General features: G+C 65.1%; 17 protein-coding genes. 8 read left to right on the top strand and 9 right to left on the bottom strand.

The features are described from left to right. Positions 1-7 precede the first annotated feature (7 nt). Positions 8-964: a helix-turn-helix domain-containing protein gene (locus ACW179_RS18230; protein WP_492060867.1), complete on the top strand. Its 957-nt coding sequence runs from the start codon at positions 8-10 to the stop codon at positions 962-964. Positions 965-1081: 117 nt separating this feature from the next. On the opposite strand, the gene ACW179_RS18225 is transcribed toward ACW179_RS18230, so the two are convergent. From ACW179_RS18225 to ACW179_RS18210, 4 genes are all read right to left on the bottom strand, one after another. Further along, positions 1082-2611 (bottom strand): CehA/McbA family metallohydrolase, encoded by a 1530-nt coding sequence (locus ACW179_RS18225; protein ID WP_492060866.1) that lies wholly within the window; start codon positions 2609-2611, stop codon positions 1082-1084. After that, positions 2608-3477 (bottom strand): endonuclease/exonuclease/phosphatase family protein, encoded by an 870-nt coding sequence (locus ACW179_RS18220; RefSeq protein ID WP_492060865.1) that lies wholly within the window; start codon positions 3475-3477, stop codon positions 2608-2610. Before ACW179_RS18220 ends, ACW179_RS18225 begins: the two co-directional genes overlap by 4 nt. Positions 3478-3706: 229 nt before the next feature. Then, positions 3707-4726 (bottom strand): FecR family protein, encoded by a 1020-nt coding sequence (locus ACW179_RS18215; protein WP_492060864.1) that lies wholly within the window; start codon positions 4724-4726, stop codon positions 3707-3709. Then, positions 4711-5235 carry an RNA polymerase sigma factor gene (locus tag ACW179_RS18210; RefSeq protein WP_492060863.1) on the bottom strand — a complete coding sequence of 175 codons (525 nt, stop codon included), beginning with the start codon at positions 5233-5235 and terminating at the stop codon, positions 4711-4713. The genes ACW179_RS18215 and ACW179_RS18210 overlap by 16 nt, the downstream gene beginning before the upstream one ends. Before the next feature lie 490 nt (positions 5236-5725). Between ACW179_RS18210 and ACW179_RS18205 the strand changes: the two genes are divergently transcribed. Beyond that, positions 5726-8674: a TonB-dependent receptor domain-containing protein gene (locus ACW179_RS18205; protein WP_492060862.1), complete on the top strand. Its 2949-nt coding sequence runs from the start codon at positions 5726-5728 to the stop codon at positions 8672-8674. 218 nt (positions 8675-8892) lie between these two features. On the opposite strand, the gene ACW179_RS18200 is transcribed toward ACW179_RS18205, so the two are convergent. The 4 genes from ACW179_RS18200 to ACW179_RS18185 all read right to left on the bottom strand — a co-directional run bounded on the left by ACW179_RS18200 (position 8893) and on the right by ACW179_RS18185 (position 15563). Beyond that, on the bottom strand, positions 8893-11826 hold the full coding sequence (locus tag ACW179_RS18200) for a TonB-dependent receptor (protein ID WP_492060861.1): 2934 nt from the start codon (positions 11824-11826) through the stop codon (positions 8893-8895). A 151-nt stretch (positions 11827-11977) separates the two neighbouring features. Then, on the bottom strand, positions 11978-13639 hold the full coding sequence (locus ACW179_RS18195; RefSeq protein WP_492060860.1) for an alkaline phosphatase family protein: 1662 nt from the start codon (positions 13637-13639) through the stop codon (positions 11978-11980). Further along, positions 13636-14445 carry a phosphonoacetaldehyde hydrolase gene (phnX, locus tag ACW179_RS18190; RefSeq protein WP_492060859.1) on the bottom strand — a complete coding sequence of 270 codons (810 nt, stop codon included), beginning with the start codon at positions 14443-14445 and terminating at the stop codon, positions 13636-13638. Before phnX ends, ACW179_RS18195 begins: the two co-directional genes overlap by 4 nt. After that, positions 14442-15563: a TIGR03364 family FAD-dependent oxidoreductase gene (locus ACW179_RS18185; protein WP_492060858.1), complete on the bottom strand. Its 1122-nt coding sequence runs from the start codon at positions 15561-15563 to the stop codon at positions 14442-14444. The genes phnX and ACW179_RS18185 overlap by 4 nt, the downstream gene beginning before the upstream one ends. A 447-nt stretch (positions 15564-16010) precedes the next feature. On the opposite strand from ACW179_RS18185, the gene ACW179_RS18180 reads away from it, so the two are divergent. The 5 genes from ACW179_RS18180 (at position 16011) to ACW179_RS18160 (ending at position 22985) form a co-directional block, all read left to right on the top strand. Continuing rightward, positions 16011-18797: a TonB-dependent receptor gene (locus tag ACW179_RS18180; RefSeq protein WP_492060857.1), complete on the top strand. Its 2787-nt coding sequence runs from the start codon at positions 16011-16013 to the stop codon at positions 18795-18797. Between the two features lie 65 nt (positions 18798-18862). Next, entirely contained in the window at positions 18863-19501 is a 639-nt protein-coding gene (locus ACW179_RS18175; RefSeq protein WP_492060856.1) for a sulfotransferase family 2 domain-containing protein, read from the top strand. After that, positions 19498-20127, top strand: coding sequence for an aspartyl/asparaginyl beta-hydroxylase domain-containing protein (locus tag ACW179_RS18170; RefSeq protein ID WP_492060855.1), 630 nt, complete (start codon positions 19498-19500; stop codon positions 20125-20127). Before ACW179_RS18175 ends, ACW179_RS18170 begins: the two co-directional genes overlap by 4 nt. After that, entirely contained in the window at positions 20124-22031 is a 1908-nt protein-coding gene (locus ACW179_RS18165) for a tetratricopeptide repeat-containing sulfotransferase family protein (RefSeq protein WP_492060854.1), read from the top strand. The genes ACW179_RS18170 and ACW179_RS18165 overlap by 4 nt, the downstream gene beginning before the upstream one ends. A gap of 3 nt (positions 22032-22034) precedes the next feature. Further along, positions 22035-22985 (top strand): aspartyl/asparaginyl beta-hydroxylase domain-containing protein, encoded by a 951-nt coding sequence (locus tag ACW179_RS18160; RefSeq protein ID WP_492060853.1) that lies wholly within the window; start codon positions 22035-22037, stop codon positions 22983-22985. Positions 22986-23011: 26 nt separating this feature from the next. Here ACW179_RS18160 and ACW179_RS18155 read toward each other — a convergent pair whose 3' ends face one another. Continuing rightward, the gene (locus ACW179_RS18155) at positions 23012-23587 is read right to left on the bottom strand and encodes an HD domain-containing protein (RefSeq protein WP_492060852.1); all 576 of its coding nucleotides are present in this window, start codon (positions 23585-23587) and stop codon (positions 23012-23014) included. A 223-nt stretch (positions 23588-23810) separates the two neighbouring features. On the opposite strand from ACW179_RS18155, the gene ACW179_RS18150 reads away from it, so the two are divergent. Then, complete coding sequence (locus ACW179_RS18150) at positions 23811-24530, top strand: UTRA domain-containing protein (RefSeq protein WP_492060851.1); 720 nt, start codon at positions 23811-23813, stop codon at positions 24528-24530. The last annotated feature ends 72 nt before the right edge of the window (positions 24531-24602 follow it).

Below are 24602 nucleotides of genomic sequence, written 5' to 3'. Positions count from 1 at the left end.
CAGCATCGTGAAGGCCTGGTCGTTCAGCACCGACAGTCACCCCCGCGCCGAGCGCGCGGAAGCCTGGCGCGAGGCGATGAGCCGCCTTGGCCTGCCCATCGAAGGTCTGTCCGATGGCGAGCCGGCCAGTGCATCGGTCGTTTGCCTGACCTCGCCTCTCGGCATTGAGTTCGCTTTGGTCGAAGCGGGCGCTCAGACGATTTCCGGCCGCCGCACTGGTCAGCCGGCCGCGATCTGGTTGGCCGTGCTGCTCAGCGGTCAGGCTCTGCTTGTCACCGAAGACTTGGCTGAGGAGCTGTCGGCCGGCGACATCGCCTATGGTCCGACAGGTCAGGCTGCGGCGCTAAGGCTGGAAACGCGGTGCCGCCTGATGTTCGTCCGCGCCCCGCGCGTGGCGCTGGACCACCGGCTTATTGGGCCGGTCAGCTTGCGGGTTGGGCGACTTGAATGCGCCAGCGGGGTCGCTCACATCCTTTCGGGCCTGTTGCGGGCCACCGCCGATGGACTGGAGGAACTGACCGCTGATCAACTGCGGCCGGTCGAACTGGCCCTGACCGAGTTCCTGGCCACCTGTCTGGTCGAGGGCAGGGCGGCCTCCGACGCCACCGGGACGGGTCTCGGCGCCGGCGCTCCAACCGCTCACCTGCAGCGCCTTTGCCAGACGATCGAAACCTTGCTGCCGGATCCTGACCTGTCGCTACGCCGCGTGGCCGATGAAGAGGGTGTCTCCCCCCGTTACGTTCAGAAGCTGTTCGCCGGTGCCGACGAGACCTTCAGCCACTACCTGCGCACGCGACGCCTGGAGCGCTGCCGTATCGACCTCGCCAGTCCGCAGTACGGCCGGTTGTCGATCTCCGAGATCTGCTTCCGTTGGGGCTTTAATGGTTCAGCCCACTTCAGCCGGGTGTTCCGAGACCAGTACGGCGTGTCGCCGAGGGAGTTTCGCCAGTCAACCGGAGCGTAGGCTTGATTGTGGCTGTCCGACCAAAAGTGGCCAGTCATAGCGACCCCGTCCTTGGCCGTTTCAGGCCTCTTAGCTTGGGCGGCCGGCCAGGGAGGCGTTTCGCACCATGGCCGAAGCCTAATAGGCGACGTAGATCGGATTTCCGATCAGCACACGCTGCCCGTCAGCGCGCCGGACATCGGCGCGGAACCAGTGGGCGTCGTTGGGCGCGACGAAGTCCAGGGTCTGATCTGCTGAATGCAGGATGGGATCGGCGAGGAGCGGACGGACCTGCCCGTCGACGATCAGCTCGACGCGGGCACCCTGGGCGCCGGCCACGCGCACCTGGGCGTTGATCTCGCCGGTGGGACGGGTCAGGGTTCCGCCCATGACGGCGCTGGCCTGGCCCGAGCGGGCGACGAGGTCCAGGATCCGCCCGGGATGAGCACCCTCCAGGTCGATGAACACTCGGCCGCTGCGGATGCCCTTTAGGATGGCAGGCTGGGACAGGGCCTCGGCATAGACGACGGTTGTGGGATAGCCGACGGGCGACTGCGCGCCGACCGGCGAGACGCCTTGGACGCCGTTGACGGCGTCATGGTTGTCGCTGCCGCCGACGCCGGTCAGATGGAACCCCCGGTTCAGCTGCGCTTCCCAGAAGGCGACGCCTGACCGGGGGCCGTCGTCGAACCGGCCCGTGTCGGCGGCCACGCCGCCATTGGCCACCTCGATCAACTGTACACGGCCATAGTCGGTGTCCGGCGCGCTCCAGCCGCAGCCCAGACAGTCCTCGCCTGTGGACCGTTCCGGGTGATTGACCGAGATCAGGGCGCCGGTGGCCCTGGAGGCGTCGAACATGGCGTTGATGGTCGGTGTCGCCGGTGAGCCCAGGCGAAACTCCACGAAGTCGGTCACGCCAATCAGGTTGTAGTGACCGACCCAGGTGGTCATCTCGCGGCCGGGGATCTGCAGCAGAGTATCGAAATAGGGGGCCAGGGCGGCCATTTCGGCGACATGGTCGCTGACGTTGTGGTCGCTGACGACCACGAAATCCAGGCCGTGGTCGACGGCGGCCTTCAGGGTCATGAACAGCGGGCAGGGCGCTGGCTTGCCCGACAGGCTGGCGCACCTGGCGTCGCTGTGACCGGTGTGGCTGTGCAGGTCGCCGCGATACCAGCCCGCTTCGGCGCGCACCGGCGTGTCCGTGATCACCTGGGCCTCGGGTCCGTCGGCGAAGGTGACCTTCACCTTGTAGGGCGAGGACACGCCCTTGCGGATGCTGGCCACGGTCATGTCCAGGGTCCAGACGCCGGCCGGCAGTGGGCCGGGCAGGTAGGACGGGGTGGCGAAGGACTCAGCGACCACGAAATGCGGCTTGATGCCGCCGCCCCAGCCGCGAAGGCGCTCGGGGTCGTGAACACCCAACACCAGGATCGTGCCCTGGTCGCGGCCCTCCCAGGTGACGTCGACTGTGATCTTCTTGACGCCGGCCGGCACGGTGAACGGCAACTGGCGATAGGCCTGCCTGTCGCTGTCGTGCACGACGCCCGTCAGGACGATGCTGGTCTCGGCCGCGCGGGTCGGCGATGGGCAGATGCCGAAGGCCGAGGCCAACAGCACCAAGGATCCGAGGGCCGGCGCGATGCCCAAGCGGGCGGAAAGGCTCACGGGCGGATCCTCGGGGTCAGGTCGGCAACGATCGGAAAGTGATCGGAAATCACCCCAAGCGGAGAGACTTCGGTCAGGGTGGCGAAGCGCTCTACGCGCAGGCGACGATCAGCGAAGATGAAGTCGATCTGGGCCTGGGCGGCCTCGGGGTGCGGCGAGAAGTCGTTGAAGGTGCCGGCCGGCCCCTCCACCACGGGGCTGGCGACCCGGGCGTCCACATATGGCGCATCAGGCGCGGTTAGCACCCGATGTGGCAGGTCGCCCGGCGCGCTGTTGAAGTCGCCCAGGATGATCAGGGCGGCGCCGGGCCAGGCCGGAAGGTCCCGGATTTGCTGGGTGCAGCGTTCACGAGACACCTTGCCGACATGGTCGAGATGCGCATTGCGGATATCCAGCAGGCTTCCGCTACGGCGGTCGCGCAGGACCAAGCGGGTAAAGGTGCGCGGCAATGCGGCGTCAAAGGCCTTGGCCGGGACGTCGGGCGTGGGTGAGCACCAGAACGTGCGCGCGGAGATCTGCGTGAAGCGGTCGGCCCTGAAGAAGACCGTGGCGGTCTCGCCCTGTAAGGCACCGTCGTCGCGACCCACGCCATAGTGGTCGTAGCCGGGCAGGGCGCGGATCAGGTCGTCCACCATGGGCAGGAGCGCTTCCTGGACCCCCAGAATGTCGGGCTGGACCTTGAGGATCTGGGCGGCCATCGGTCCGCGCCGCGCGCGCCAATCGGGGACGTCATCGGGATTGTCGTAGCGGATATTGTAGCTCATCACCCGGATCGAGGCCTGTTCGGCGACGGTGGCGGCGGGGAGCGGCGCAACGCCGCCGAACAGGATCGCCGCCAAGGCGAGGGCGTGAGTTTTCAAGGTCATGGTCCTTGGTTTACAGCGCGAAGGCGACATTCGTGTTGGAGACCATCCCGGCGACTGGTGCGTTTCGTTTGCGGTCGGTCAGCCAGATGTTGACCCTGTTCGTATCCGCAGGTCGGATCAGGCCTGGACGCCTTTTCGACCTGAAAGCTTTGCTGGAACGGGGCGAAAAGAGTTTTAAATCAGAAGGTTGTTTCAGTTTCCGTAGGCCTGAACGCAGCCGTCAATGTGTCTAATCGGGTATTGAGGCGGATGAAGACCGCGGCTGGACTGCGCCCGCAGCGGGGGGCTGAATCTCCAGTCCCGTGCTTGTCTGTCTCAGGGGCAGTCCATGCACGGCGGCGGCGGCGCGAGCGAACCTGACCGTGTCGGTGGCATCGAAGACGCCATCGACAGCCAGCGCCCCCAAGGCTGGACTGGCCAGCCTTATGGGTTTGACCGCGTAGCGGTTGATTTCTGTCACGGCATCCTTGAGCGAGGTCTGGTAGAAGCTGACCCGCCCTGCACGCCAGTCGTCGATCCGGGCTTTTTCCGCCGCCTCAAGCGGAGCCATGCGTCCCTGAGCATCAAGCCGGATCGCTTCACCCGCCTTCAGGCTGCTGGTCTTGGGGTCCTTGCGGCTGGAAACCTGGACATGGCCTTCAAGCAGGTCGATCCGGGTCTGGCCGGTCAGGTGGCGGACATTGAACTGCGTCCCGGTCACGCGGATCCGGGCGGGGCCGGCCGCCACAGTGAACGGCAGCCGGTCGGGTCGCTGTTTGACCGCAAACCAGGCCTCGCCAGAGATCAGTTGCACCTCGCGACGGGAGTCGGTGATGCGGGCCCGCAGGCGCGTTGCGGTGTTGAGCCGGAGCTCGGAACCGTCGCTCAGGGCAATGACCCTCTGCTGGCCAATGGCGGTGCTGTAGCTTTCGAAGCCTGCCTGGTCGTGCAGCCAAATGCCGGCCACCAGACAGGCGGCCAGGGCCGCAGCGCCTGACGCCCAGGCCACCCGTCGCGTCATGACGCGCGTTGCCGGCCTGGTCTCAAGGTCAAAGTCCCGGGCATCCAGTGTGCCGAGAGCATCCCAGACCTGACGCATTTCCAATCCAGGATCGTCTAGGCCAAGGACCGGCCGGGTGTCGCCGGACTCTTCGGCGGCAAGCGCTTGGCACACCGCTTCGGCGGCGGCCACATCGGCCTCTGTTAGCCGTGGTTCAACGGCAGGCGCGGCCTTGCGCAGGAACGGCAAGACAATCACAGCTCGTACCATCCGCTATCTTTCAGTTTAACACGGCATCGGGCCAGCGCCTGGGCCAGGAGCCGCTGGACGCTCCGCAGCGGGATGCGTTGAGTTTGGGCGATGTCTGTCAGTTTCTGCCCTTCGATCCGGTGCAGCATCAGGACCAGCCGCTCCTCGCGCGGCAAGCTAAGGATAGCCGCCTGCAGTAAGCTGGCGTTCTGCTTCCAGCGCATCTGATCGAAGGGCGTCGGAGATTCGGCCGCGATGTCGTCGCTCAGTTCTATGTGCTGGCCGGCGCTGCGGCTTTTTTGCCGGCGATAGAGGTCAAACAGCACGCCATCAGCGGTCTTGAACACATAGGTGCTGTTAAAGACCGGCGGGGGGATCCTGTTGGCCTGACGGGCCAGGCGGGCATAGACGTCATGCAGCGCGTCCTCGGCATCCACAGGATTCAGGGCCCGGCACAGGTAGCGACGCAGCCGTGCGTCGTACCGGGCGATCAGATCACTCAGATTTTCCGTCGCGGTTGCCGTCTGCAAACCTGATGGCCTTCTGTGAACCCTATCGCCGCGGAAAGGCGCGCGACCCTCTAACAGAATAACGGGGCAGACGCCCCAAGCCGCCAAAATAGCTGTCGCGAAGCCCCGGCTGGCGGGCGTGTCGCAGGCCTGAAACCTTCTGTCCGGACCTCGCGACCGGTGGGACGGCCGCAGGATGTCATAAACTCATTGAACAGCGCCGCTAGGAAGTCGCTTTGGTGAAGTTCGCTGTGAAGACCTGACGATGAATGGGCGTGGTCGAGGCTGTCTTTGGAAGGGCGGTCAGGTGAGCCTCCTTGCGCTTCTGACCTCGACAGCCTTGGTTTTCGGTCCGCAGGCGGCCGCTGCCACGCCTCGGACGACCCCGCTCTCGGGCGTTCAGGCCCAGGTGTCCTACCAGATCCCGTCGCTTCCCTTGGACGAGGCGTTACGAAGGGTGGCGATCAGGGGGCGGTTTCAGATCCTCTTTTCGGCCCGGGATTTGCCGGCCGTGCGCACCCGGCCCTTGTCGGGTGTTCTGTCGCCGGCCGACGCTCTGGGGCACATCGTCGAGCCGGCCGGGCTTCGGGTTGTGCGACTGGATGCGCGAACCTATGTCGTTGTCGCCGGCTCGCGTTCGTCCGCCCCCGTCAGGAACGAGCCGCGTGCGACGACCGAAAGGGCGGGCGGCGCGGTTCGACCCAAGCCGGCGGAACCGATGCCGCCTTCACTGGTGGCAGAGGTCACCGTCTATGGCCACAAGGCCGGCCGCAGTGGACGCGGCTTGGCCCTGAGTGACTTTGCAGACACGTTCGATGCGGCCTTGCCGATGAGCCAGATGTCGCGCGACCGGTTTGAGGGCGGCATGGCCCTGAACATGACCGATGCCGTTGCGGCATTGCCGGACACGACTGTGCTGACGACCGGACGATCTTTTGTCGCCGGTGTCGACTCTGCGACCCGGGGCGAGGGGCTGTTCGTCGGGCTTCGCGGACTTAACCCCGAATACAGCCTGACCCTGATCAACGGTGCCCCGGTCGCCCAGGCCCTGCCGCGTTCGCGAGGGGTTCAGTTGAACCTGATCCCGCCGGAGGGCTTTTCGGCCGTCCAGATCCACCGCACAGGCCGCCCGGATCTGGAGGGCGATCTGATTGCCGGCGCGCTTGATTTCCGCGCCCTGAGAGCGAGTGACATTCCGCAAAGACGCCGCCTTGAATTGGTCGTTTCCGGGCGGAGTGAGCTACAGGCGCGGCGCTATGGCAAAGACGGGATCGGCGGCAGCTATGCCGTTCTCCTCTCGGGCCGGTTCGGGGCGCAGGATGAACTGGGCGTGATGCTCAGCCTGCGACAGGAGAAACGGCGGACGGTGAGCACGGAAATGGCCGGGGTCATGTCTGCGCAGAACGATGCCGGTTGGGCATGGGGCCGGTCGGCAACGGCCGGCCCCACCTTCTATGGTTCGCCCATGGACCCAAGCCATCCCGAGCGGGGCCTTGTGCTGACGGCGCTCAATGTCGGCGTCTCCGAGGTCGCGTCACGCAACGCCTCGACCATGCTTTCTGTCGACTGGCGGGCCGCCAACAACCGGTCATTCTGGCTATCGGTGGTCGATCTGAAGGCCGACACACAGCAGAATTCGACCCTGGGCCAGCTGGTCGGCGGAGCCCGGCAGTGGCAGCCGGATCCGGCGGGCGGCTACAGGCTTTCCCTGGGTGAGGTGTCCAGCCGGCTTTGGTATCAGACCAATCCCGATGTGGTCGGGTTGACCTCGGCCGATATGGGAGGGCGGTTTGTTCTCTCGAGCGGCGGGCCAAGTCAGGGGGGGCACTGGGTCATCACGCCAAGGCTGGCTTTCAGCCATGGAACCAGTGACCGCCCTAACCGCATAGAAGCTTCCATGCGGTTCAATCAGAATGACCGCTTCAATACCGCGCAATCGGCGCGGCCCTATTCGGGCCTGTTGATCGACTATAGCGGCGGCTTTCCCCAACCCCGACTGACGCCCGAGCTCTTTGCCGACCTCGACCAGGCCGATCTCAGATTGCTGGCGCGCCGGGCCGGACAGAAAACGGAACAACACAGTAGCCAGAGCCGCTTGGTCGCCTCACTCGACGTAGAGTGGGTACGGCCGGTGGCGACAGGACTGACCAGCATCAAGACCGGCATGAGCCTTTCCAGCAGCACCCGTGATGTGAGCGAGCGAAACTGGACCAATGACCATGTCGGAAACCTGACTGGCCGGGCAGGAGCGAACTGGCGCGACCTTGGCGTCACCGACGGGCGCTACTGGCCTCAAGCCTGGCCAGGCGTTTATGGCTGGCGGACACCCCGTGTCGATCATCAGGCTCTTGAGGCTCTGTTCGAACGCTATCGGTCTCCACAGAGCTTCGACAGCTGTGGCGAGCTCTATGCGAACAATCAGAACTGCGGCACCCAGTGGGGGCAGGAGCGGGTCGCAGCGGCCTTTGTGATGGTCAAGGCGACGTTCGGACCGGTGGAAACCCTGACGGGGCTGCGCCAGGAGGCCACGCGGGTTCACAGCCGGTACTGGTTGTTTCCCGAGACCGCAGCCGGAGAGCAGCTGGGCGAATGGCAGACCAGCCGCAGCCAGTTCGACGTGACCCTGCCCTCGGTCTTTGCGGCGTGGCGCCCAGATCAGAACCACGTCGTTCGGGCGGGGCTCTGGCAATCCTATAGTCGACCTGCCCTCTATCAACTGGGGGGAAGCGCCTCGCTGCAGACTTCTGACGGGGGTGAGGTGACGCTTCGACAGGGCAATCCCGAGCTCAAGCCCGTGACCGCCCTGAATCTCGATCTGCTCTATCAGGCGCGCACCCCCCAGGGCGGCTGGGGCCTGTCGGTGTGGAACAAGTGGCTGGATCACTATCTGTTTGATGGCACATGGGGCGAGGCCGGTACCAGAACCAGCGCCACGGGCAGCTATCGGCTGATTAGTCCGCAAAATGGCGGCAAGGCCCAGGTGAAGGGCATTCAGGTCGAATGGCACCAGACCTACCGACCCGAGCTTGATCCGGCCACGCGGCTGGAGTTGTCAGCGACCGCCAGCCGCCAGTGGACCCGGGCGGACCTGGGGTCTGCGGAATTGGGCCGGAATATCCCGATGCAGTCGGCGCCGGACTGGCGGGCCAGTGCAGGGCTGACCCTGGATCGCGGACCCTGGACGCTGTTTCTCAATGCCCGCTATTCGGGCGCGTTTCTGTCGGACTACAACGTGCTCGCCGCGCCCGGCGCCTGGGACAATCTCTGGGTTCGTCCAACCTTGCAGACGGATCTCAGTTTGCATCACCGGTTTGGCGATCAAGCCCGCCTGGAACTCGGGGTTGCCAATCTGACGGATGCGCTGGGCTATGACGCCCATGTGGGTCGAAACAGTCGGGTGATTTCAAACAAGGTCAATACGGGCCGTCAGGTTCGCCTCGCCTTGCGCATCACACGCTGAACGCGAAAACGGGCCTCAAGTCTCGATGGGAAAAAGCGGGCTGGAACAGGGGCGTTCCAGCCCGAAGTTAGGAGCTTCATCTGACGATGAAGCCCCTGGGGGGGCCAGAGCGCGTTCCGAAAAGTGGCAACCGGTTTTCGGAATGAAACGCGCGTGAAAACAAAAGACTAGAGCGGGTTGCGATCTGATTTTATCAGATCGCAACCCGCTCTAGGGGATCAGAACGTCCAGGACGCGTTGACCATGTAGGTACGGCCAGTCTCGACATAGCCGCCCTTGCGGTCATGCGAGAGCAGGGTTTCGGCCTTGCCCTGGGTGGCCCAGTAGGACTGGTCGTTGAGGATGTTCTCGACCGCCGCGCCGATCTGCCAGCCATGGGGCAGCTGATAGTTGGCGTTGAAGTTCAGGCGACGCATGGGTTGGACCCAGGTGTCGCCGTTGTCGGTCCGCACGTCCTTGTAGATCAGGCCCACGCGGCTGTAGGCCAGCTCCGCCCGGACGCCGTACTTGTTGTAGAACAGCGAGGTGTTGATGATGCTGTCTGGCGCATTGATCAGACGGCGGCTCAGGGCCTTGCCCAGATTGCCGATCCGGATGTCGGCTTCGGTTTTCTGGAAGGTCACGTTGCCGGACACGCCAAAGCCGTTCCACAGACCCGGCAGGGTGGTGAAGCGCTGGCGCAGACCCAGTTCCAGACCCAAAACCGAACCGTTCTTGGCGTTGTCGAGACGGGTGATTTCGGCGCCGCCGGCGTCCTTGATCACATCGCCGGTCCAGACGTTGAAGTCAGAGCCGGTATTGGTCGAACCCGACACGAACATCACGTTCTTCAGGTCCTTGTAGTAGACCGAAGCCATCAGGTACTGGCCGTCTTCGCCATACTTCTCGACGCTGAGGTCGTAGTTGATGCCGGTGACCGGCTCGAGGTCCGGGTTGGCGATGCTGATGGCGATGATTTTGCCGTCGGCATCCTTGGAGATGCTGGTGGCGCCGATCATCTGGTCGAAGGCCGGGCGGGTATAGGCGCGGCGCACCGCCCCGCGCACCACGATCTCCTCATTCGGACGCCAGGTGGCTACGACGCTGGGCAGAGCTATGCCCATGCTGCGGTCCGACGAGGCGCGGACCCGGGCCGTGGTCGTCTTGCCATCGGCACCCTTGACGCTTTCAGGACGCCAGTAGGTGCCCTTGAAACCGTTGTCCTCATAGCGCAGGCCCGGTACCACGGTGAGGGTGTCACCGAAGGTCAGGGTCGACTGGACATAGGCCGAGGCGCGGGTCTCTTCGCCCGAAAGCAGGTTGCGCTTCAGGACTTCATCCGTCCACGGGATGGTGGCGGCATACTGATAGGCCTGCTTCTTCAGATAGTCCGGATCGACCAGGCGCATCGGCACCTGAAGGCCGCCCATCATGAATCCGGTCAGGGTCTGGCCCGGCAGGTCGAACAGGTAATCGCCCTGGGCGGCCCAGCGGTTGCTGCCGTTGCTCAGGAGCGCGGGGTTCGTGGTCCAGTTGCCGCTGGCGTCCTTCTTGTAGAAATAGAAGCGGTTCTCGTCGCCGGTGCCGACATCATTCGATTCCCGGTCGGCCGTTTCGTACTTCAGCCCGCCCTTGATCGACTTGATGACCGGATGGTCGAGCTCCCAGGTCAGGTTGCTCTTGAAGTCGGCCTTGGATTCCTCGGCATATTCATAGCCATAGGTGATGTACCACTGGCGGGTGATGTCGGTGCGGCCGATGTAGCGCAGGCCTTCCGGCGTCAGCACCGCGCGCGGGTCCTTCGGGTCCGAGATGTCGGTGATCAGCGGCACCACGGCTCTGCCGCCCTGGTCGGGCGTGCCGATGAACGGGAAGGCATAGAAGCCAGCCTGCATCCGGAACGGATACTCGGTACGGCCCTTCGAGTACGACACCGCGTAGTCGAGGGTGAGGGCGTCACGCTTGGTCTCGCCGCCGACCAGGGCGGTGGTCAGGGTCTGGGTCGAGTGTTCGGTGCGGCTGTACTGGCCCGGGATCGCGCCATACAGGCTGATGTTCTTCGGGTCGGAGTCGCCGTTGGTCTGCCAGGCGCTGGAGGGGCGGACCGAGGTCAGGAAGTCGACCAGTTCCCTGGAGCCGCTCGGAGCCGTGGCCAGGCCCAGGCGGGCCGAGGACTGATCCATGCTGGTCAGCAGCTTGAACTCGCCGTGGGTGAAGCGGCCATAGAGGCTTTGGACGTCGGTCTTGTAGTCCAGCGACAGGGTTGCGCCCTGGCGCTTGACGCTGTTGCGGTAGAAGTTCCACTGCGGGCCGCGGGCATAGAGATTGGCTCCCTGATCGCGGATCAGGCCGGGCGCGGTGGAGTCCTTCTTCACATAGTCGGCCTGGACGGCGCGGGATTCACCGGCATTGTCCTTGTCCTGATAGTACAGGTTTCCATAGACGGCGAATTGCCCGGCGTCGCCGAAGGTGCGCGCCAGTTCCAGCTGGGCGGTGTAGCCGAGGCCGTCCACATCGCGCTGGATGGCGCGATCGGCCAGCTGGCCCTGCAGGCGCAGGCGGTTGTAGCTCGACGCGAAATCAAAGCCCGAGGCCGTGCGGAAGTCGACCGTGCCGGCCAGGGCGTCGCCATCCATCTCGGCGGTCGGAGCCTTGTCGACCCGCACGAACGACAGGGCGAACGGCGAGAGCAGGTTCATCGAGATGGTGCGGGCCTTGGAGTCGGTCTGGGCCAGACGGACGCCGTTCATCGAGTAGGCGTTCCACGCGCTGTCGAGGCCGCGAATGGTCACATACTGCGCCTCGCCGGTGCCGGCCTGGTTACGCGCCTGATCGACCGCCGAGGACAGGCCCGGCAGGCGTGACAGCAGGTCGGCGAGGTTGGCGGTCGGCTGGGCCTGCAGTTCCTCGGCCGAGACGACGTTGGCAATGGTCAGGCTCTCGCGTTGCTCCTCGACCGCCCGGGCCTGGCTGCGGCGCTGTCCGGCGACAACCACCTCGCTGACCGTGGTCTCGTCGGCCGCCGTGGCGATGGCCGTATCGGCATCGGGCGCCGCAAAGGCAGGTGTTGTGCCCAGGCTCAGACCCGCGACGGTCAAAAGCAGGGCCTGTTTCAAAGAGAGCGGTTTCATGATCAAGCTATCCCCAGTGTCGGGCCGGAAAGACGGCCTCATGCCAAGGGACGCAGCGCGGCCAGCAACCCGCTGAATCTTTGCAAATCTTTCACGATCACATCCGGCCCACGCCTGAACCAGAACTGCGCGCCCCAGGAGCGAGCGGCTCAGAACGGAGGTCTGGTTGCCCTGACCACGCCCTGCGCAAGCCTTACTGCGGCGTCAGCAGGTTTGGATCGATGACCTGGCGGGGAAGCCCAGGACCTTCAAAATAGGTGCCCAGCCAGGCACCGCCGCCGCCGTTGAACCATTCGACCCGGATGGCGTGCTTGCCCGGTTGCAGGTCGATCGAACCGTTCACCATCAGCACGCCGTGGTCGCCGTCATTGTCCACCACAAGCTTGCCATCAATATAGAGCTTGCTGCCGTCGTCCGAGGCCAGCGCGAAGCGATAGGCTCCGGCCGCCGTGAGGTGGAGGAAGCCGTCGAACGCCACCGCGACGCTGTCGCCGCGCGGCAGGGTCAAGCCATCCGTGGTCAGCTCATGGGACAGGCCCGACGCTGCAGGCTGAAGACGCGAGAACTCGGGCAACCGCACGGGCCCTTCCGGGAGCAGATAGACCCTGTAGTTCACGCCGCGCGCCTCGGGGCCCTCTGACTTGAGGATGCGGAAATAGCCGGTGGCCGGAACACTGGCCGGCTTGCCCGATACGAACAGCGTTGCGCGCACGATGGTGTTGCGGGCGATCTCAACCGGACCGGTGTAAAGCGCAGACCCTGCGGTGGGTATGGAGTTGTCCAGCGTATAGCGCACCTCGCCGACGGCGTTGGGGTTGCGAATGGTCAGTTGCGCCGGCTGATTGATGAACAGCCCTCCGGGCGGCGCATTGCCGTTGGCCGCGGGCTCGATCACCGGCGAAGCGTAGAAGCTGCTGGAACGGTAGGCCTGCTCCGGCGCCTTTTCGCCCTTCACGGCGAGCGTCACCGGCCGGCCCAGCCAGGCATAGGGGATCTTTGCGCCGAGCAGCCAGGCGACGGTGGCGGCGGTGTCGAAGGTATTGATGGGCAGATCAAGCTCGACGCCTGGATTGATGATCTTGCCATAGGCAATCCACGGAATTTCCAGCTCGGCCAGGCTTTCGCCCCCGTGTCCCTTGCCCACGCCGCCATGGTCCGATGTCACCAGGATAACCGTCTCGTCCGCGATGCCGGCCGCCACGGTGGCCTGCCGGATCCGGTCGATCAGCTGATCGGCCTTGGTGACGGACTGATAGTAGCGCGGCGTTCCATGGCCATAGGCATGGCCGGCATGGTCAACCAGATCGAGGTGCACGAACAGGAAGTCAGGCCGCTTGGCCTTGATGTAGTCGACCGCCAATGCGGTGGTTTCGTCCTCGTCCTTGCCACGCTGGTCGTAGTCCACGAACCGGTGGTCATAGAGGTTTCCGAACCCGTCCCATTCATACACCGAGCCCACTTCCAGTTCCGGCTTCTGATCGTGGAGAACCTGGAAGATGGACGGAAAGAAGCCGCCGGAGCCGGCCACGGCGGTGGGGAAGTTGAACTCGCCCACGTTCCAGTCATTGCTGGTGACGCCGTGCTGTTCGGGTCCTACACCATTGATGATCGAGGCCCAGTTGGCCCCGCTGGTCGTCGGCATCACGCCCCGGGCGTGAAGGCTCCAGCTGCCGCGCTTCATCATGTCATGCAGGGTGGGTGCGTCGGCCTTGACCACCCCATCGGGGCTCAGGCCATCCACGCCGATGACGATCACGTGCTGCGCCTTTGGCGGGGCGGCCTGGGCACCACCCGCGCCGGCCAGGCCGGCCAGCAGCGCCACCAGGAGAGAAAGACGCCGGATCGGGGTGTTCATGACAGGCTCCAGGACTGGGGCAATGCGATGGGAAGTCTTGCCAGGGCCAGGGAAAGCTCGGCGACGGTGTCGATCACGACGTGGGCTCCGGCGTCGGTCAGGGCTTGCCGAGCCAGGGCTATGAGTTCGGCTCGCTCGTGGATCGGCAGGGCGTCCAGCGCCTCGCGTGACAGCCCCACGCCATTGCCGCTGGCCGCAATGCCGATGGTCCAGACGCCGGCCGCCAGACCCTCGGCAATGCCCACCTCAGCATCGTCCACCTTGACGCAGGCCGAGGCCGGCCACACCCCGAGCTCGACCAGGTTCTTCCACACCATAAGCGGCGAGGGGCGGCCATGGGCGGTGTCGCCGGCGCAGACCAGGACGTCGGGGCTGTAGCCCTGCTGGGCGGCCCGAGGCAGGATGTCCTGCATCATCTCGCGCGTGTAGCCCGTGCAGGAGCCGATCGCGACGCCGGCGGCCCGCAGCCGCGCCGCCTGCTCGGCTGCGCCGGGGATCAGGTCGCTGCAGGCGCTGGCCGCCGTGCGCATCAAGGCACCGACCCTGGCGAAAAGCGCGTCGACGTCGGCCTCGGTGGCAGGCGCGCCGTTTTGAGCGGTCCAGGCCGCGCTGATGCGTGGCAGGTCGAGCAGGGCGCGGATATGGTCACGCTTGGCCAGGCCCATATGGGTGCGCGCCTCGGCCTCGCTGATCGGGACGCCGGCCGTGCCCAGCAGGTCGCACAGCGCGATGACCGGGGCGCGGCTGCCGAAGTCGATCATGGTGCCGGCCCAGTCGAAGATCACGGCCTTCAGGTGCGGCTTCATGCGCTTTCTCCCAGCAAGTCTGTGATCACGTCCTCGGCCAGCGCGAAGGCGGTCGAGGCCCCTGTGCCGCTGGTGACCACCACCAGCCGGACACCGGGCTGCGGCGTGTGGACGATGCTGTGGCCGGCGGCCGAGGCGTAGGTCCCGGTCCAGCGCGCGACGACCTGGGGCGGCTGGCCCAGCACGTCCCGGTAACTGTCGAGGATCAGGTCTTCGGTCGCGGCATCGGCGAAGGGATCGGGGGTCTGCGCATAGTCGTGGCTGTCGCCGACCACCAGCGATCCATCGGCGCATTGCACGGCGATCAGGTGAATGCCCCGGGCCAGGGCGGCTGCGGTTGCGGCTTCAGCGTCCAAGCGGGCGCGAAGGGCCGCCGCCTCGGGCAAGGCGGCATAGCCCAGATAGCGCACCAGGCTCAAATCGCTCATCACGGGGGAGGGCAGGTGCCATCCCGGGGCGGCCAGCCGCAGCATCTGCAGCTTGCAGCGGGTGACCCCGGCCTGGGCAAAGCTCTGCGGGAACAGCGACGCCCAGTCGTCGCCCGGACACACGATCACGGCGTCTGCGTCATGGGTGGCGGTGGCGGTATGAACGCGGCCGGTTTCCACCTTTTGTACGGCCACGCCGTACAGGAACTCGACCTGATGCTCTGTGCTCAGCCATCGCGACAGGGCCGGGATGGCCAGGGGCGAGTCGATGCGCAGGTCCTGGTCGCTGAGCAGTCCGGCGCGGGCGCCGCGCACCATCGGCCAGCCGGCGGCGATCTGATCGGCACCCAGCCGCGTGCAGGACGCGCCCATCTCGGTGGCCAGGAACGCATCAATGACGGCCACAGCCTCGGGGCGTTGTGCGACCAGCAGCAGGCCCTGTTGCTCGATGGCGATGCCGGCCGGACCAGCGATTTCGCGCCAGATCGCGGCGCTGCGGGCCGCCAGCTTCCAGACGTGTCCGCGCTCCTGGCCCGTGACAGTGACGAAGCCGAAATTGCGGATGGAAGCGCCGTTGGCCCGGGCGTCGCGATCCAGCACCAGCACCCGCTTGCCGCGTCGCGCCGCAGCCAGGGCATGGGCCAGGCCGACAATGCCGGCACCGACGATGATCAGATCATGGCTGGGCAAAAGGTCGTTCCGTTTCTGTTGGCGTCAATGATCGGCGACGGCACCGACCTCATCGCCTGACGCGGTCTGTGCAATGCATCCAGGGGGCCGCCCCGACGTCACACTTTGGTATAGACCAAAATAGCACTCTAAGTTTGCAGTTTTGCGACGGTGCGTGGGGCGGCGACAGCGGCGCTTTCCCTGCGTTTTCGGCCACCCTTCAGGCTCATGCCGCCTGTCCTGGAGAAGGCAGAGGGTGTGGCTTGGCTATTTCTCGGCTCTATTCCGCAGTGAAGCGGGGCACCGCCATGGCTTTCCCGAAGGCGCAGGACGCAGAAAAGTCTCTGCGTCCTGCGCCATTGCCGCGAGTTTGAAAAATTCATGGCCAAAGGTTGGTGCTGTCACGCGGGTGTCGTGGCCACCTGCTTTAACCTGACTGGTTCATACCAGTTGGGGGCAAGTCCACACATGTCAAAGCTACACTCCTTGCGGGCCACGCGCCTGAACCTGAAGAGCTTTTTGCTGGCGACGGTCGCGACGCTGGCCGTCGGCGCGAATGCCTCGGCAGCGTACGCGCAGCAGGCGTCCGGAGATCTGGTCGAGGAAGTTGTCATCACCGGCTACCGGAAGTCGCTGAGCGACGCGCGCGCGATCAAGCGGGACGCGATCATTCAGAAAGACGTGATCGTCGCCGAAGACATGGCGAAGTTCCCGGAGCTCAATCTGGCCGAATCCCTGCAGCGCCTGCCGGGCGTTCAGATCACCCGCGAAGCGGGCGAGGGCCGCCGCATTTCACTGCGGGGCCTGGGTCCGGACTTTGCGCGGGTGCAGCTCAACGGCATGGAAGTTCTGGGTAACGTCGACTCGGCACAGGACAGCCGCGGCCAGCGCTCACGCGACCGCGCCTTTGACTTCAACATTTTCGCCTCGGAACTGTTCTCGCGCGTGGAGGTCGAAAAGACCTTCCAGGCCGCCCAGAACGAGGGTGGCATGGCCGGCACGGTCGGCCTTTTCACCGGCAAGCCCTTTGACTATGCGTCGGGCTCCAAGGGTGCGGTTTCGCTAAAGCTCGGCACCAACGAATACACCGAGGACGCCCAGCCGCGCATCGCGGCCCTGTTCAGCCAGAACTGGGACAACAAGTTCGGCGTGGCCTTCTCGGTCGCCTACAGCAAGCGCGAAACCACCGAACAGGGCCACAACACCTACAACTATTCGCGCCCCAGCGCCGGAACCCTTCAGAGCCTGGTCACCCGCGGCCTGGACATTTCGAAGCTGAGCACGGCGCAACAGGCCAAGTTCCTGTCGGGCGATCTCTACTTTGCCGACGGCAACCGCATATCCTCGTGGAATTCCAAGCAGGAGCGCCTGGGCCTGACGGGCGCCGTGCAATGGCGTCCGGTGGACAATCTGCTGCTGACGCTTGATGTGCTGCACGGCGAGTACACCACCCATCGCAACGAGCTGCATCTGGCGACGCGTCCGCTTGCTTCGACCGGTTCAGTCGCCTTCGACACGGTCGCCAGCACGGTCTGGCCGAGCGCCTTCCAGAAGCCGTCGGTCATCAACAACCTGGCCTGGGACAACAGCAACTATGTGACCATGACCGATGTCACGGGCACGACCTTCGGCAGCGAGCACCGCCGCTCGCTGAACGAAAACCGCTTTGACCAGGTGGCGCTGACCGGCAAGTGGGACCTCACGGATCGCCTTACGATCGACGGGCATGTCGGCTACGAAAAGTCGACCTATGAGACGCCCTATGACGACAAGCTCTATATGCGCGCCAAGGGCAACCTGATTGCCAACTACGGCAGCGACGGCCGTTCGGCGACGTTCCAGTATCCGGGCTGGGACCGAACCAACCCCGCCAACTACGCCATGGACTCGTTCTACTATCGTAGCTTCAACAACAAATCCCAGCTGGAAGAGGCCGTTCTGAACGGGCGTTTCGAACTGTCCGAGATCTGGACCCTTCGCGCAGGCGTCGCCTATCACAAGTTCACCCAGGGCGGGATCGACCTGTTCTATGACGACAACGTCAATGGAACCCGGTCCAAGATGCGGGGCACGTCTGTTGCCGACGTCACTTCGGTCTTCACCAACAGCTTTGGGTCATGGCTGGTCGGCGACTATGCCAAGGCCTTCAAGAAGTACAACGAGTACCACCGCCTCGGCCCCAACAAGGACGGTACCGGCGGCGCGCTGCAGGATATCGAAAACGTCTATGAGACCTCGGAAAAGACCTTCTCCGAGTATGTGCAGGCCGACTGGGACGGCGAGCTGTTCGGCAAGAGCTTCCGCGGCAATATCGGCCTGCGCGGCTATCAGACCGACACGCACAGCACCGGCTGGATCCAGGGCGACAGCTACGCCTATCTGGGCACATCTGAGGTCGAGGGCAGCTATTCCGGCGTCCTTCCGGCCATGAACTCGGTCCTTGAGGTGGCTCCCGACGTGCTGGTGCGCTTCTCGGCCACGCAGAACCTCAACCGTCCGGGCCTGGGTTCGATGGCGGCCAAGGGCAGCGCCTTCCAGAACTCGGACAGCGGCGACATCAGTGCGTCGCGCGGCAATCCCAATCTCGAGCCCTACAAGGACAACACGCTGGATCTGGCGGCCGAGTACTATTTCGGCGTCGATGGCCTGATCTCGGCCAGCGTGTTCCAGAAGCGTATCAAGAACTTCATCGGTTCACAGACGCTCGAGAACATCCCCTTCAGCCAGACGGGTGTGCCGTTCACCTCAATCCCGGGTGCGACCGCCAATACGATCGTCAAAGAGTTCTCCATGCCCATCAATATCGAGGGCACGAAGACGCTGGTTGGGGTGGAGCTGGCCGCGCAGGGTCAGTTCTCGTTCCTGCCGGCACCTTTCGACAAGCTGGGGATGGTGGCGAACTACACCTATGTCGATGCCGACGAGGCCCTGACCGGCATTTCGAACACCAGCTATAATGCCACGCTGTACTACGAAACCTCGCGCTGGGGCGTCCGTGGTTCGATGAGCCATCGCAATCGCTGGTACAGCGGCAATAGCGCCACTGTCATGAGTGCCAGCACGCGCGGCTTTGAGGGATCGACCTATATCGATGCCTCTGCCTTCTTGAACGTCACGAGCGCGCTTCAGTTGACGCTGAACGCCATCAATCTGACGAACCAGGAAGATACCCAGTTCTGGGGGCAGAACCGCTACCTCTATAACCAGAACCAGAGCGGCACGACCTACATGGTCGGGCTCAGCTACAAGTTCTAAGCCGATCCCATGTCTCGACCGCGCCCCCTCCCATGGAGGGGGCGCTTTTCCGTGTGTCCTGAAACATGATCGTTTCCCATCGCCATAGCTTCATCTTCGCCGCCGTGCCCAAGACCGGCACCCACGCCGTGCGACAGGCGCTGCGCGAGCAAATGGGCGACGACGACCTCGAGCAGGTGGGTCTGTTCGTCGACAAGCGCTTTCCCTGGGAGGATCTGGCGGCGATCCGGCATGGCCACCTCTCGCTGCGCCAGGTGCGCCCCTATCTCGGCGACGAAGCCTTCAGCCGATATTTCAAGTTTGCGTTCGTGCGCAATCCGTTCGACCGCTTCGTCTCGTACTGCGCCTTCATGCTGCGCGGCGGTACGGTGTTCCAGCAGCAGCCGCGCGAGGCGATGCGTCACTTCCTGTTCGATGCGCCGCCCGCGCAGCATATCCTGTTCCAGCCGCAAGCGTCGCTCTTGGTGGACGACGACGGGCAGACCCTGCTGACTGACAGCATCGGCCGCGTCGAGGACATGCAGGGCTCGTATGAGGCGATTTGCGCGCGGATCGGCATAGGCTCGCGGCCGCTGGACCGCGTCAATGGCAGCCGACATGATGACTATCGCCGCTATTACGACCAGGCCCTGATCGACGGCGTGGCCGCGCGTTATGCGCAGGATCTGGACCTGTTCGGCTACAGCTTCGAAGGTCTGAAATGACCGCCGCCGTGCTGGGGCCCGCCGCCAATCCGCGCAAGACCACGGCGGTACGCAAACTGGGCCCGGTGGAGATCGCGGCCCTGCAGGCGGCGGTGCTGGCGATCCCTGAGGCGGTCTGGACCGCCGAGAACGCCAGCAAGCCCAACAGGTTCGACGTGCTGGACGCGACAAGCCATATCGTTTTCCGCTTCATCGACAGTCCGCGCGACTGGCGCCGTTCGCATGATCGCGCCGCCTGGCCAGAGTGGCGCGGGCGGTTGGAACCTGTGTTGGCCCAGGCCGTCCGCGCCTATGGCTATCAGCGCGGCGTGTTCCCGCGCGTGATGCTGGCCAGGATGCCGCCGGGCGGGGTGATCCACCCGCATATCGACGCCAATCCCGCCGCCAAGTGGCCCCACAAGATCCATGTGCCGCTGTCGACCAATCCGGGCGTCGTGTCGTTCTTCGGCGGGCAAGAGCACTATTTCCCGCCGGGCGAGGCGGTAGAGGTCAACAATCTGGGCCCGCACTGGGTGCGCAATGATGGTGACACCCACCGTGTGCATCTGATCTTCGAATACTACGATGCCGACCAGCCTGACCCGGACTGGCTGGAGCCATTCCTGAGTTCGAGCCCGGCGCGATGACGACCTTTGACCGCGACCGGCTGTTGCGCGAGGCGATGGCCCTGCGCGCGGATCAACGGGTTGCAGAGGCCCTGATCGTCCTGGAGAGGCTGCAGACGCTGCATTCCCGGTTCAGCCGTCTCTATCAGGAGCGCGGCCACTGCTACGTGCTGTTGGGCGAGGCAGGGAGGGCGATCGAGTCCCTGAACGAAGCCGTGCGCCTCAACCCGACCCTGCCGGCCAGTTGGGACATGCTGGAGCAGCTCTGTCGTATGGCCGGCGACATGGCCCAGGCGGCCATGGCGGCGCAGCATCTGGCCCTGTTGCGGCAACTGCCGCCGCAGATTGTGGCGGCCAACAGCCTGCTGGCCGATGGCGACCTGTCGCCGGCGGAAGAGGTTCTCCGGGGCTATCTGCTTAGGGATGGCGACAATGTCGGGGCCCTGCGCCTGCTGGCCCGGATCCGTCAGGAACGCGGGGCTCCTCAGGAGGCCGAGGCCTTGTTGCACTCGGTGATCGCGCGAGCGCCCGACTATCACGCCGCGCGCTTCGACCTGACCATGCTGCTGCTGCAACAGCAAAAACCCCTTCAGGCCCGAGAGCACGCCGAACACCTGCTCGCGCAAGAGCCTGACAACCGCAACTATCTCAAGTCGTACGGCGCTGCCTGTATCGCGCTGGGTGACCATGAACCGGTGATCGAAATCTATGCCTGTCTGCTGGCGGGGCCCGCTCAATCCGGGGCTGAGGTCGCTGACCTGCGCCTGTGGCGGGCCAATGCCCTGAAGATCACGGGCCGGCCGGCCGAGGCCATCGCCGACTATCGCGCCGCCCTGGCTGCCAGGCCCGACTACGGTGTGGCGTGGTTCAGCCTCGCCAACCTCAAGACCTATCGTTTCACCGACGAGGATGTCGCGCAGATGTGCGCCGCAGAATCTCGGCCCGCCCTGCAGGACATGGATCGCGTCTATCTGTGCTTTGCCCTGGGCAAGGCGCTGGAGGACCGGGCCGACTACGCCGCCTCCTGGCGATACTACGAGCGCGGCAATGCGGTGCGGCGCGGTAGCGGCCGCTACCGCCCGGAGGTGGCGCAGGCCTGCGCCGGCCGCTTGAAGCGGGTCTTCACCGCCGGGTTTTTCGCTGCGCGCGCCGGCTGGGGGCTGGCTGATCCGGCCCCGATCTTCATTCTGGGCCTGCCGCGTTCGGGTTCGACCCTGATCGAGCAGATCCTGGCCTCTCACTCCGGCGTGGAGGGCACCCAGGAGCTGACCGAGATCGGCCGCTATGCCGGCGAACTGTGCGGGCGTGATCCCGATTGCGGCCTGCCTCTGGACCCCGACCTCCTGCTGCGGCTGACAGCGGCGCAGGCCCGGGCGCTGGGTCAACGCTTTCTGGCCGAGACCCAGACCTACCGGCGGCTTGGCCAGCCGTTCTTCATCGACAAGATGCCCAACAATTTCTGGCACATCGGCCTGATTCAGCTGATTCTGCCCCGCGCGATCATCATCGATGTGCGGCGCGAGCCCATGGCCTGCTGCTTCAGTAACCTCAAGCAGCTGTTTGGAACGACCAACCAGGAATTTGCCTACGGCGTCGAGGACACCGCGCGTTACTACGGCACCTATCTGGACCTCATGCGGCATTGGAACGACGTCTTGCCGGGGCGAGTGCTGAGAGTGCAGTACGAAGATCTGGTCGAGGATCTGGAGGGCGGCGTGCGACGCCTGCTGGACCACTGCGGCTTGCCGTTCGAGGCCGCTTGCCTGGCGTTCCACGAGACCCGTCGCAGTGTGCGCACGCCCAGTTCAGAACAGGTTCGCCGGCCGATCGGCCGTGAGGGCCTCGATCAGTGGAAACACTATGAGCCCTGGCTCGCGCCCCTGCAGACTGCGCTCGGCGACGCCTTGGCCGGCTACAGGGACTGATCGATGCGGTTGTCGCGCCCCTTTTTCCAGCTCCCGGTCCTGTTCGACGTGGCGCGCATGCAGGCCGAGGTCGCGGCCTTGCCGGCCAAGGCCTGGGTTTCCCACCCCGATCAGCTGCGCGGCAACAGCGCGGCACGCCTGATCAGCGCCGGCGGGGAAGAGACGGACTCCGTCCACGGACAGATGCTGCCGACGCCCTGGCTTGAGGCCATGCCCTATCTTTGCCAGGTTCTGGCGGGCTTTGGTGTGGTGTGGAGCCGATCGCGACTGATGCGGCTGGCACCGGGCGCGGGCGTGCCCGAGCATGCCGACATCAACTATCACTGGCATAAGCGGGTGCGGCTGCACATCCCGGTCCTGACCTGGCCGGAGGTGCGTTTCCATTGCGATGGTCAGGCCGTGCACATGGGCGCGGGCGAAGCGTGGATCTTCGACAACTGGCGTCGGCACCATGTGGAGAACAACGCCGCCGCCGAGCGCATCCATCTGGTTGCCGACACGACCGGCACGGCTGCGTTCTGGCGGTTCGCTTGCGGGCAGGCGCCGCCCCGCGAGCATTGGCGCAAAATGCCGTGGGATCCCGGCGCCCGACCAAGGCTTCTCGCCGAAGCCGATCAGCGCTCGCCGGTCATGCCCGCTGCTGAAGTGGAATGGCTGGTCGATGACCTATGCTCAGAACTGGCGGTCGCGACGGACACGGCCGAAGCCAGAAGTCGTGCCGCGCGGTTCGCCCTGATGCTGGAAAGCTTCGTGCAGGACTGGCGTCAGCTCTGTGCGCTGCATGGCGTCGGCGGGCGGGGGAGGGCGGAATTCCTGCGCCTGGCCGGTGCCGTGCATCAGGCCGCCGGGCCGCTTGCCGCCGGGCTCGTCATGCGCACCAACCAGGTCAGCGCGCTACTGGTTCTGGAAAAGCGGGTGCTTCAGCATCTGGTCCTGGAAGCGCCAGGGCCATAAAACGCGTCGAAGAGGGGCTAGTGGATCTAGATTTTGCCTGCGCGATCGATCTGATCCCGAAGAAGGTCGTAGTAGGACTCGAAGCTGGCGACCTCAGCGTCTGGCGCCTTGCCCGCTTCGTCGTAGCTGCGGAGTTGCTTCGCGGCGGCGGCCGCCGGCTCCGCCAGGAAAGCCTCGATTTCACCCGGGCTCATCGGGCCGCCCTGCAGCGCCAGACTCTGCAATGACGCCTTGCTGAGACGCTCAAGATAGGCGGGATCCACAGCGACCCGGTAGCGTTTGGCCGCCACGTGCAGCCGAACAGGCTCTGTCACCTCAGGTCCAAACGCCCGCGCCAGATAGCCGGCGCTGATGTGCTCGTGGCGCGTATCAATGCCCAGGTCAGCGGCGTTGTGGCCGACCTTCTGCATCAGGTGTCCGACGTCGTGCAGCAGGGCGGCGACGACGAGCGCGGGCGGCGCGCCATCGACCCGGGCGTGATGGGCCGTCTGGATCGCGTGCTCCAGCTGGCTGACGTCTTCTCCATAATGCAGGGCACCAAAGCGGGCAAAAAGATCGGCAAGTTCGGCCACGAAAGCGTCGGCCGCAGAGAGAGAGTTCATAGGGTATCCGTAGGCGGTGCGGCGTACGCGACGGTGGGGCGAGTTTCACCCTAGGGCGGGCAGCATTGGTATAGACCAGAATCACCTCGATTTCCGCGAATCTTTCGTGACGCGGCGATCGCGACGAGATTTCCCGTCACGGGCCGATCCCGTTTCTTGACCTGGGCGTGGCGGGCTCCCATCCTTGCGGAAGGCGGACTCTGACCGCTGGCAGGTTCCGACAATGCAGCAACCAGACAGCCTCCACTATCTTGGAGTCCGCGACGACATCGCCGAGCGGATCGTCGGAGGAGAACTCAAGGCTGGTGAGCGTTTGCCTTCGGAGCGGCAGTTGCAGGTCGGCGGCGGCGTGGCGCGGGGCACCATTCGCGAGGCTCTCTTCCAGCTGGAAGCCGAGGGTCTGATCTATCGAAGAAACCGCAGCGGGTGGTATGTTTCTCCGCCGCCCGTGGTCTATGATCCGACGCGCTGGGAAGGCTTCATGTCGTATGTCGAGGCGCAAGGGCGCAAGCCGGCGACCGAGACGCTGAGCAAGACCGTGATTGCCTGCGACGCCATGCTGAGCCAGATCTTTTCGCGCCCGGTCGGAGCGCCGATGTACTGGATCCGACGCCGGCGCTCTATCGACGGACGGGCCGTACTGATCGAGAGCATCGTCGTCGATGCATCCCTGGCACCGGGGCTGATCGACCACGATCTGGATGGTTCGCTGACCAGCGTGCTGAAGTCGGTCTACGGGATCGGCGTCGCACGCAACAAGGTCGATATGCGCCCCTGCGCCCTGACCCTGGGCGAGGCCGAAGCCCTGAGGGTCAAGTCTGGCCTGCCTGGCTTGAGCGTCGAGCGCACCTGCTATGACGCGCGGGGCCGCGTGGTAGAGTTCGATCGCGAATACTGGCGTCATGACGCCCTGAAGGTCAGCGTCGATATCCGCGTGCGGTGACGGCGTTCGCCCGTCGCTGGCAGGCAGGGGCCTCCACGTCTGCGGGGCACCGGCCCGTCATCGAAACGCCAT

It is taken from the genome of Caulobacter sp. AVps18, assembly GCF_058681425.1.
Note: the sequence above shows the minus strand (reverse complement) of the source record. Positions and strands in the feature narration are given on the sequence as shown.